Genomic DNA, 11429 nt, shown 5'->3' with positions numbered 1-11429 from the left:
AGACCGTGACCGCCGAACCCGTACTGTTCTCCGAGGACTACTACCGGAGCATCGTCAAGGAATACGGATACAGCCCCTTCGATCTCCAGAGGTTCGACTTCGACCTGGCCGGGTTGAGCCAGAATGAACTGAACCTCCGCTATCTCTGCCATCATGCGGCCGACCGCTATACAGCCGCATCCGCAAGGAGCCGAATCGTCACAACAGGATTCGGAATGTCCGGACCACCCCACATGGCAACCGCCTCTCACATCATGAAGATGGTGCGCCTGCAAAACGGCGGAGAGAAGTGCCAGATCGTTTTGGGAGATCTCGACGCCTATAACGGTCGCGGACGGTCCTACGAGTTCACCAGCGAGCTCTCCGAACGCTTCCGTCTCTTCGCGCAACGTCTGGGATTCGACGAGACGAAGGGAATCCTCCGCAACCAGCGAGACCATAACGAAGCCCTGACCAATATGTACCTGCTCGGGCGATACACCCAGGAGAACGACTTCCTGACCGCCGAGGAGGACAACCACGCGTACTACGTCGCACGCGGCATTGTGGACGCGACCATGACCTTCCGCCGCCGCCTCTCACTTGCCCTGATGGCCTCCGACTTCGTCACCCTGGGCCAGACCCACGAAGCCGTCCTAGTGCTCCTGGGTGTCGACGAGCACAAATACGTACGATTCGCGCAGGAGGTGGCCCACCGGTTCGATGACGACGCACCCTTGAGCGGCGGCTTCATTCTGGCCGCCCTGTACGCTCGACTCAACTCGGGGTTCAACGGCCACCCCAAGTTCTCGAAGAGCATCCCGGGGTCAGGGATCAGCGTCGAAACGCCGCACGACGAAATCGTCCGGCTCGTCCAGGACGACAATTGTCAAGACCCTGCGTCGTCGCCCGTTTTCCAACTGATGCATCAGATGACCTACTGTCCCCACGAGGATCTCATGCGCATCCATCAAGACTGCGCCGAGAACAATCACCGATGGAATTCGGAGAAGAGAAAGTTCGCGGATTTCCTGGTGCACGTTAAAGAGCTGTGGCCATGAAAAACGCCAGCATCGGACACGTTCCCTCAGGTATACTTCGCCCGTCCTATGAGCGAGCCTTCGATCCATACAGGAACCCCATGACACGCCTTGGCGAATCCGAAGCGCGAGCCCTTGAGCTGCTCGCGCAGGACCTCTCCTCTGACAAGACCGTCGAGGACCTTCTGGCCGAGACCAGCGCCAGGCGTCAGCTTGACCTGTCCGACCTCAGTCCCAAGGAGCAGGCTGAACTGATCGCCGGCCGAACCGTCGGCATTCTGCCCTCGCTGGACTCTCTGACTTCGGCCATCGACGTGGCTAGGAGCGAAGGCAGGCCGCTGCGGGTCAAGCTCGGCATCGATCCCACCTCCGCCGATGTCCACCTCGGCCACACCGTCCCAATGATCATCCTCAGCCGGTTCCAGAGGATGGGACACCATGTGGTGCTCATCATCGGTGACATCACCGCGAAGATCGGCGACCCCTCCGGCCGGTCCGACGAGCGGCCTCCGCTGACAGACGAGGACATCGCCAAGAACCTGGCCACCTACCGAGACCAGGTGGCACCGTTCTTCGATTTCCAGCGAGCGGACTTCCGCCACAACAGCGAGTGGCTCGCCGAGATCCGGCTGCCTGAGCTAATCGGGGTGCTGTCTCAGATCCCCGTATCGATGTCTTTGCAGCGAGAGGACTTCCGAACCCGCCTCGCCCAGGGCCAGGGCTTGGCGATGTCGGAGTTCATCTACGCCGTGGTCATGGCGATCGACTCCGAGAAGATCCACGCCGATATCGAGCTTGGTGGCGTCGACCAGCTGCTCAACATGCAGATGGGCCGCAAGGTCATGGAGATCGCCGGCCAGAAGCCGCAGTTGGTCATCAGCATGCCGCTGATCGAAGGCACCGATGGCACCGGGGCCAAGATGAGCAAGAGCAAGGGGAATTACATTCCCTTGACTGCCGCCTCGGACGACATCTTCGGCAAGATCATGTCGATTCCGGACCGGCTGACCGTGCCCTACCTCAAGGCATGGACTGAATGGACCGACACCGAGGTGGACGCCGCTGTCACCCGGATCGAGAACAAGACCCTGCACCCGATGGACCTGAAGAAGGTTCTCGCCGGCGAAGCCGTCGCGGCTGTGCACGGCCGCGAGGCAGCGGCTGCCGCCCGTCGGCACTTCACCTCCCAATTCTCCAAGCGCAGTTTCAGCGACGTCGAGTCACTGCCCGTCGTGGACGCTTCACACGGCGGCGAATCGGTGGGCGCCGTACTGACCCAGGTGCTGGAGTTCACGCCCAGCATGTCCGCGGGCCGCCGCCTTGCCAAGCAGAACGGTCTGCGCGTCGTAGTGGAGACCGAGGAAGGCCAACGAACGGTGAACCTGTCGGAAGACGACATCGTCCGTCCTCTGCACGAGACCGTGACCGCCGCCCTCGCTGCCGCTGGCCTGGTGGGAGTCTCTGACACCGTCTACCTCAAGGTTGGCCGCAAGGTGGCCAAGATCGACGGCGTGTAGCGCAGAGCAGCCGCGCCGAAACCAGCTCCACGCATCAGGCACCAGTGGGGCGTGTTTGTGCATCCAACGATGCACAAACACGCCCCGTACCAGTCGCATTCTGGAGGGGAAGTCCGAAGTGTTGGTATTCGCGCTCAAGCCAGGCCACGACGGGACCGTCGCCGTAATCCGCGACCGGCAGCTGCTGTACTCCCTGGAGTCCGAGAAGGACTCCTTCGGACGCTACGCGGCCGTGAACGTCAACACCATCCTCGACATCGCCGAACACGTCGACCAGCTGCCCGACGTCGTGGCCCTCGGAGGATGGCGCGAGCAGGGGGCCATGCGGCACCGCTCGATCGGCGCCGGCTACGACGGGCTCGACGCCCTCACCCAGCGCCCGATGCGGTTCTTCGGCAAGGAGGTACGCCTCTTCAGTTCCTCACACGAGCGCTCCCACCTCATGATGGCCCTCGGTATGGCACCGCGGGGCGAACACCCACTGCAGACCGTCCTCGTATGGGAAGGAGACACCGGTGCCTTCTACCTCGTCGACCAGCATTTCAAGGTCGTCAAGCACATACCCGTGCTCACCGAGCCCGGAGGCCGCTTCTCCTTCCTGTTCGCCCTCGCCGACCCGAGCTTCCCCGACGAGGGTGCGCTGCCCCGGCTGAACGACGCCGGAAAACTCATGGCCCTGGCGGCCTACGCCAATCCCGAGGACGCCGACGCGGACATCAGCGCCACCGTGGACCGGCTGCTGAAGACCGACAGTGTGTACCCGGCCCCCAAGAAGGACTTCCGCGACTGCGCGCTGTACAACGCCGGCGTCGAGTCCCAAGTGACCAAGACGGCCGCCGCCCTTCTCACCCAGCGGATCTTCGCCTTGTTCGCAGACGCGGCCCGCGAACACCTACCGGCTGGCACTCCCCTGCGCATCTCGGGCGGCTGCGGGCTCAACTGCGACTGGAACGCCGAGTGGGCCAACCTCGGCCACTTCTCCTCGGTGTTCGTCCCTCCCTGCACCAACGACTCCGGTTCAGCCATCGGCACCGCGATCGATGCGCTCACCACCATGACCGGCGACCCCTACATCGACTGGAACGTGTACAGCGGACTGGACTTCGTCCACGACACACGGCCAGAACCGGCCTTGTGGCAGCGCACCGCACTCGATCATCGAGCACTGGCACAAGCCCTCGGCCAAGGACGCGTGGTGGCCTGGGTCCAGGGCCGCTGGGAGATCGGGCCCCGTGCACTGGGCAACCGCTCGCTGCTGGCCGAGCCATTTCGGCAGGACACCAAAGACCTCCTCAACACCATCAAGCAGCGCGAGACCTACCGCCCCATCGCACCGTGCTGCCGAATCGAGGACGTCGACACGGTCTTCGACGGAGCCTTCGAAGATCCCTACATGCTGTACTTCCGTAAGGTCAGGCGTTCCTCGACCGTCCAGGCCGTCACGCACGTGGATGGATCCGCCAGGGTCCAAACCGTCAGCCGAAACAGCAATCGGGAACTTCACACCCTGCTCTCCGCCTTCGCAGCCGAACACGGCGTCGGTGTCCTGTGCAACACCTCCCTCAACTTCAACGGCCACGGATTCATCAACCGGATGTCGGACCTCGTGCGCTACTGCGAAGCACGAGGCATCCACGACATGGTCGTCGGCGACCAGTGGTTCCAGAGGCTCCCACAAGTGTGAAAGGAGTCCATTTAGGTGGCCGCAGCGGCAGGAGGCCGGCTTGGGCTCCCTGGCGATGGTGGAGCTGTCCATGCTCGGACGCGGTTCGTGCTTGCCAACCCAATGCTGGAAGTCGAGGATCTTCGTGACCATCGCGCTTTGCCTCGCCTCCTCGTGCTGCCTGGTCGCTAGTCACCTCTATTCGCTTTCGCCCCGATCGCCCAGATATGTTCGCTGCTTCCGCAGTGCCCCCTGTCCTCGCAAGGCAGGTCTGTGACTCTAGGGTGATGAAGAGGCGCTGCCGGTTAGGCTGCCTTGACGAATCTGGTGCGATCTTGCCGGTACGCGGGTGCGCACCTCTGACTGGAACGGGGAACCGAAGCTCAGTGGCCACGACGGTGCACGACATCCTCAAGATGATCCGCGACGGCTCGGAGACGAACCGCGATCTCGGAACGCGCTTCGAGCAGCTCATGGTCCAGTACCTGCGTACCGACCCGCAGTACACCGGCCACTTCAGCGACGTGTGGATGTGGACCGACTGGCCGGGCAACGGCACCAAGATCGACACCGGCATCGACCTCGTGGCCCGGGAACGGGACACTGGTGACTTCTGCGCGATCCAGTGCAAGTTCTACGAGCCGGATCACATCCTTCAGAAGGCGGACATCGACTCCTTCTTCACCGCCTCCGGCAAGGCACCCTTCACCAGCCGCATGATCATCTCCACCACCGACAAGTGGGGCAAGAACGCCGAGGACGCGCTCAACAGCCAGCAGATCCCGGTCACCCGGATCGGTCTGGCCGATATCGCGCAGAGCCCCGTCGACTGGGACATCGTCTGGCCCAAGCCCGGCGAGAACCTCCAACTGCACCTTGAGCGTAAGAAGTCGCTGCGCCCGCACCAGGAAGAAGCCGTCGACGCGGTCTTCGAGGGCTTCACCAGTCACAATCGCGGCAAGCTGATCATGGCGTGCGGCACCGGCAAGACGTTCACCTCGCTGAAGATCGCCGAACGGGTCGCAGCGGAGAAGGGCGGCGACGAGCCGACCCGCGTCCTCTTCCTCGTGCCGTCGATCTCGCTGCTGTCACAGACCCTGCGGGAATGGACCGCCCAGAGCCAGACGCCGCTGCACAGCTTCGCGGTCTGCTCAGATGCCAAGGCCAGCAAGCAGACGGTGAACAGCGACAACCAGGACATGAGCAGCCATGACCTGGCCTTCCCCGCCACCACCGATCCCGCCCGGCTGATCCAGCAGATGAAGCGGGCCGAAACCACCCACGGCCTCTCCGTAATCTTCTCCACATACCAGTCGATCACCACCGTCGCCCAGGCACAGAAGACCGGCCTGCCCGACTTCGACCTCATCCTGTGCGACGAAGCCCATCGCACCACCGGCGTCACCCTGGCCGACAAGGTCGGCAAGGACGAGTCGCAGTTCGTCAAGGTTCACGACAACGCCTTCCTCAAGGCCGACCGGCGTCTGTACATGACCGCGACGCCGCGTCTGTTCAACGACGAGACCAAGTCCGACGCCAAACAGAACGACGCTGTCCTGTGCTCCATGGACGATGAGACGCTGTACGGCCCGGAGTTCCACCGACTCGGTTTCGGCAAAGCCGTCAAACAGGGCCTGCTCACCGACTACAAGGTCCTCATCCTCACCGTCGATGAAGAGTACGTCGCCTCCTCCCTCCAGCAGCAGTTCGCCGACCAGAACAGCGAGTTGTCACAGCTCGACGATGCCGTGAAGATCGTCGGCTGCTGGAACGGCCTGGCCAAGCGGTCGGGAAGCTTCGCCGATGGCACCGGCTTCCAGCCAGGCGAGGCCCCGATGAAACGCGCGGTCGCCTTCGCCAAGAACATCGCCGACTCGAAAAAGATCACCGAGCTGTTCGCGGAAGTTGTCAGCGCCTACGACGGCGCCGACGAGGACATCCTGAACTGCGAGGTCAAACACGTCGACGGCACGTTCAACTCCCTGCGCCGCAACGTGCTGCTCGACTGGCTCAAGCAGGACCCGGGCGAGCACCAGGCCCGCATCCTCTCCAACGCCCGCTGCCTCTCCGAGGGCGTGGACGTCCCCGATCTGGACGCGGTCCTCTTCCTTCACCCCCGCAACTCCGTGGTGGATGTCGTCCAGTCCGTCGGCCGTGTCATGCGCCTGGCCGAGGGAAAGCAGTACGGCTACATCATCCTGCCCATCGGTATCCCGGCGGGCATGGCCCCGGAGAAGGCCCTCGCGGACAACGCACGTTTCAAGACCGTCTGGCAGGTCCTCCAGGCCCTTCGCGCCCACGACGACCGCTTCAACGCGACCGTTAACCAGCTGGAACTGAACAAGCAGCGCCCCGACAACATCATGGTCGGCCACGCCGGCCCGGAGGAGGACTCCCTCGGCGATGGCACCGGCGACACGACCGCGGCCCCCAAGTGGGTCCAGGCCGCCTTCGGCGTCGAGGACTGGCGCGAGGCCATCTACGCCAAGATCGTCACCAAAGTCGGCGAGCGCCACTACTGGGAGGACTGGGCCAAGGACATCGCCCAGATCGCCGAGAAGCATGTCGCCCGCATCAAGGCCGCACTCAAACTCCCCGAGAAGAAGGCCGCCTTCGAGGAGTTCGTCCAGGAGCTACGGGCGAACATAAATCCAGGCATCAGCGAGACCGACGCCATCGACATGCTCGCCCAACACCTGGTCACCAAGCCCGTCTTTGACGCCCTCTTCTCCGACTACGCCTTCTCCAACCACAACCCGGTCTCCCAGGCGATGCAGCGCATGCTCGACACCCTGGACGACCAAGCCATCGGCGAAGAAGCCAAGAAGCTCGACAGCTTCTACGAGTCGGTGCGGGAACGCGCGGAGGGCATCGACAACCACGAGGGCCGCCAGCGGGTCATCATCGAGCTGTACGACAAGTTCTTCAAGACGGCCCTGCCCAAGACCGCCAATGCTCTAGGCATCGTCTACACCCCCGTCGAGATCGTCGACTTCATCCTGCGGGCCACCAACCAGGCCCTCGGCAAGCACTTCGGCACCTCGCTCTCGGACACGGGCGTCCAGATCATCGACCCCTTCACCGGCACCGGCACCTTCATCGTCCGGCTGCTCCAGTCCGGCCTCATCAAACCCGACGACCTGCTCCGCAAGTACACCAGCGAGCTGCACGCCAACGAGATCGTGCTGCTGGCGTACTACATCGCCGCCGTCAACATCGAGGCCGCCTTCCACGACCAGCACCAGGGCGACGACTATGTCCCCTTCGAAGGCATCGTTCTCACGGACACCTTCCAGCTGGCCGAAGGCAGCAAGCAGCTGCGCCTGGGCCTGCTCGACGGCAACAGCGACCGGGCGCGCAAGCAGCAAGAGCAGGACATCCGCGTCGTCATCGGCAACCCGCCGTACTCGGCCGGCCAGGACAGCCAGAACGACGACAACCAGAACCAGAAGTACGAGGAGCTGGACCGACGTATCGCGGAAACCTACGCGGTGAAGTCCACGGCCACGAACAAGAACTCGCTGTACGACTCCTACATCCGCGCGATCCGCTGGGCCTCCGACCGCCTCAAGGATGAGGGCGTCATCTGCTACGTCTCCAACGGCGGTTACATCGACGGGAACACTGCGGACGGCCTGCGTAAGTCTCTGGCCGAGGAGTTCGACGCGATCTACTGCTACAACCTGCGGGGCAACCAGCGGACGGCCGGCGAGCAGTCCAGGAAGGAAGGCGGCAAGGTCTTCGGCTCGGGAAGCCGCAGCACCATCGCCATCCTGCTCCTGGTCAAGGGAGGAGCCGGTGCCGGTGGCGGCTGCCGGTTGTTCTACCGGGACATCGGCGACTACCTCAGCCGCGAGCAAAAGCTCGCCACCGTGGCGGGGCACGACCTGGACACAGTGGAGTGGCAGCCGATCACACCCAGCCCGGAGGGTGACTGGATCAACCAGCGGGATGACCGGTTCGGGGAATTCCAGCCCCTCGGAGACAAGTCCGGCAAGAGCGGGCACACCGCACTATTCGGCGTGTACTCGGCAGGGCTCCAGACGAACCGTGATGTCTGGGTCTACAACTACTCTGCTGACCGCGTACGCGAGACTGCTGAGTCGATGATCGACTTCTATAACTCGCAGGTCGAGGACTTCAAGGCATACTGCGAGGAGCACAGGATCACCTCAACGCCGTTGCGTTTGGGTTTTGAGTCGCAGGTCAAGCCCTGTTGAATGACGCAACGGGACGTCCTGATAGATCAGCTTGTGTCGAGCAAGAAGATCATCGGGAGTCCCGTTGCAGGAGAAGTCTGTCATCACGCGCACGGTCGAGGCGGCCGGGGGTGTGTACGCGCCCGGCCACTTGGGCGAGCTGACCCAGATCGTGGACTTCGTACTGGTGGACGCGGTGATCGATGAGACAGGGTCACGTGAGAAGCGGCTGCGGCTGCTGCCGTCCCGGGTGGTGGTCTATTTCGTCCTCGCGCTGGCCCTGTTCGAGGACTGTTCCTATCGGGGCGTGTGGGGCAAGCTGACGGCGGGGCTGGAGGGACTGCCGTTGGTGCGTCCGGCGGTCTCCTCGCTGTCCCGGGCCCGACGGCGGATAGGAGCGGCACCGCTGCGGCGGCTGTTCGAGATCCTCGCCGGACCCGTCGCCCACCTCGGGCAGGCCGGCTCGTTCTATCGGGGGCTTCGGACCGTGGCCGTGGACGGCACCTTGCTGCACGTGCCCGATGAGGAGGCGCTCACCTGGCGCTATCCCAAGCGGGCGGGCGAGAGCGTGGAGTTCGGCTACCCGCTGCTACGACTCGTGGTCCTGGTCGAGTGTGGCACCCGTGCCGTGCTGGCCGCCGCGTTCGGCCCCGAGAGTGACGGCGAACTCACCTACGCGGGACGCCTGTTGAGTGTGCTGGACCGCACGATGCTCCTGCTGGCCGATGCCGGCTTCGACGCGAACGAGTTCGCCCGGGACGTCCAGGCCACCGGCGCCCAGTTCCTGGTGCGCTCCTCCGCCCGCCGCATACCCACCCCCTTCCGGCACCTGGACGACGGCTCCTACCTGGCCCGGATCGGCTACGGCGTCCTGCCCGTCATGCTGACCGTCCGCGTCATCGAGGCGTCCGTCACCGTGACCCTGGCCGATGGCACCGTCCGCACCGAGCAGTGGCGCCTGCTCACCACTCTCCTCGACCCGGCCGCCCACCCAGCTGCCAGGCTCGTGGATCTCTACCACGAGCGGTGGCAGTCGGAGACGACGTACTTCTCGATCAAGGCAACGATGCTGGACGGCCGTGTCCTGCGCTCCCGCAGCCTGACCGGCCTCGACCAGGAGGTCTACGCCCTGCTCACCACCTACCAGGCCCTGATCCGTGCCGCTTCCGACACCGCCTGCACCCGGCCCGGCCTGGACATGGACCGCATCAGCTTCACCGTCCTGCAGACCACCGCCGGCGACACCGTGACCACCGCGACCGCGATCCTGCCCCCGACGGGACCCGCCGACCTCGTCGGCACCATCGGCCGGGCCGTCCTCGACGCCCTGCACCCCGCCCGCCACCGGCACCGCGTCAAGGCCCGCACCCGAAAGAACCCCACCAGCAAGTACGGCCCGAACGCCGGACAACACCCCACGACCAGCCAGAACTACACCGTCCACACCACTGTCACGTTCTTCGAGCACGGACTTGCGAGCCGCTCGCGGACGTAAACGCAACGGTGTTGAGGATCACCTCGCCACGCGATCATGTTGATGGCTTCATCGACCTGGACCCTCAGAAGATCAGCTGGTCTCGGAGCCTCAAGGGCTATCTGGCCAAAAAAGAGACGATCGCTTTCGGTGCCGAACGGGTAACAAGCGCAGCCTATCGGCCGTTCATGAAGGAGCTTGTCTACTTCGACCGCCACTTGAACCATGAGCGGTCGCAGATGCCGCGGATCTTCCCCACCCCGCGACACCAGAACATGGGGTTCTACATCACGGGCTTGGGGTCGGACAAGCCTTTCTCGGCACACGCTGTCAACCACATCCCCGACCTGGCCTATTGGGGCTCCAGTAACGGCCAGTTCTACCCCCGCTACACCTACCGCGCTCCGAGTGCTGGCGACGACCTATTCAGCACCGCGGAGGAGGCGGCCGACCACGAACGCATCGACAACATCACCGACGCCGCCCTCCTCGACTACCAGAGCACCTACGGCGACGCCGTCACCAAGGACGACGTCTTCTACTACGTCTATGGCCTGCTGCACTCCACCGCCTACCGGGAGCAGTTCGCGGCCGACCTGAAAAAGTCGCTGCCCCGCATCCCCAAGGTCCGAGACTTCCGTGGCTTCGCCGAGGCTGGCCGCAGGCTCGCGGGCCTGCACATCAACTACGAGTCAGTGAAGCCGTACGCCGCACTCGACGAGACGGTCACCGGTTCCCCGGACACGGACCCGACCGAGCTCTACCGCGTCGTGAAAATGAAGGTCCGCTCCAAGCAAGACAAGTCAACGATCATCTACAACAGCCGAGTCACTCTCTCCAACATCCCGGAGGAGGCGTACCGCTACCAGCTGGGTGCCCGCTCGGCAATCGAGTGGATCATCGACCGCTACCAGGTGAAGCAGGACAAGGCGAGCGGCATCGTCAACGACCCCAACGACTGGTCCGACGACCCGCGTTACATCATCGACCTCCTGAAGAAGATCGTGACGGTCAGTGTGGAGACGGTGCGCATCGTGGATGCCCTACCTGCACTAGACATCTTGAAGTAAGCCGCCTTATGTCGGGGGCCGGCACTCCGGTCCCCGACAGCCCACCCTCTGCCCGGTCGACGTCCGTGTCGCGATCGCCTGCGACATCTTCTCCCCGCACCTGACCACGAACAGCTGCACAGTGGGCACCTGGCAACGGCGAACAACGTCAAGAGCGCCTACACCCCGATAAACTTCTCCGGGCTGAACCGGATCGAAGCCCAGTTCACCGTCCTGCACCTTCACCCTGGACGGCACCGCCCACGCCACCCACAAGGAACGGGGCAGCATGATCCGCCGCTGCATCATCTGGCGAAACCGCCAGGCCGACGACCGCCACCTACGTGTCATCGTCGACAGGGCGAAGGCCGCCTGAGCCGTAGGTCAAAGACAGCTCGCGCCCGAACCAGTCCATCACGCTGCCGTCCTGAGCAGCTCTGCGCTGCACCGGCACGAAGCCCACCGGGAAGCGGTCGCGGATGCCGGATTACCCGGATTAGCCTGATCA

Annotated in this window: 6 protein-coding genes and 1 pseudogene; all 7 read left to right on the top strand. The window is 64.0% G+C overall.

The window, feature by feature from the left end:
- Window positions 1-5: 5 nt before the first annotated feature.
- Window positions 6-1040 carry a hypothetical protein gene (locus tag F0344_RS19565; RefSeq protein WP_185300009.1) on the top strand — a complete coding sequence of 345 codons (1035 nt, stop codon included), beginning with the start codon at window positions 6-8 and terminating at the stop codon, window positions 1038-1040.
- 80 nt (window positions 1041-1120) lie between these two features.
- Window positions 1121-2536, top strand: coding sequence for a tyrosine--tRNA ligase (tyrS, locus tag F0344_RS19560; RefSeq protein WP_185300008.1), 1416 nt, complete (start codon window positions 1121-1123; stop codon window positions 2534-2536).
- Window positions 2537-2654: 118 nt separating this feature from the next.
- Window positions 2655-4220, top strand: coding sequence for a carbamoyltransferase C-terminal domain-containing protein (locus F0344_RS19555; protein ID WP_185300007.1), 1566 nt, complete (start codon window positions 2655-2657; stop codon window positions 4218-4220).
- Between the two features lie 365 nt (window positions 4221-4585).
- Entirely contained in the window at window positions 4586-8419 is a 3834-nt protein-coding gene (locus F0344_RS19550; RefSeq protein ID WP_219732144.1) for a DEAD/DEAH box helicase, read from the top strand.
- A 64-nt stretch (window positions 8420-8483) separates the two neighbouring features.
- Window positions 8484-9893, top strand: coding sequence for an IS4 family transposase (locus tag F0344_RS35165; RefSeq protein WP_185296855.1), 1410 nt, complete (start codon window positions 8484-8486; stop codon window positions 9891-9893).
- Between the two features lie 8 nt (window positions 9894-9901).
- Window positions 9902-10942, top strand: a complete 1041-nt coding sequence (locus tag F0344_RS19545) for a type ISP restriction/modification enzyme (RefSeq protein WP_258050008.1) — start codon at window positions 9902-9904, stop codon at window positions 10940-10942.
- Window positions 10943-11003: 61 nt separating this feature from the next.
- Window positions 11004-11297, top strand: a pseudogene (locus F0344_RS36560) (IS630 family transposase); the annotation flags it as partial.
- Window positions 11298-11429: the final 132 nt, after the last annotated feature.

Origin of the sequence: Streptomyces finlayi (assembly GCF_014216315.1) — a bacterium.
GTDB classification, from domain to species: Bacteria; Actinomycetota; Actinomycetes; order Streptomycetales; family Streptomycetaceae; genus Streptomyces; species Streptomyces finlayi_A.
The sequence above is the reverse complement of the archived record's forward strand: the minus strand, read 5'-3'. Positions and strand labels throughout refer to the sequence as shown.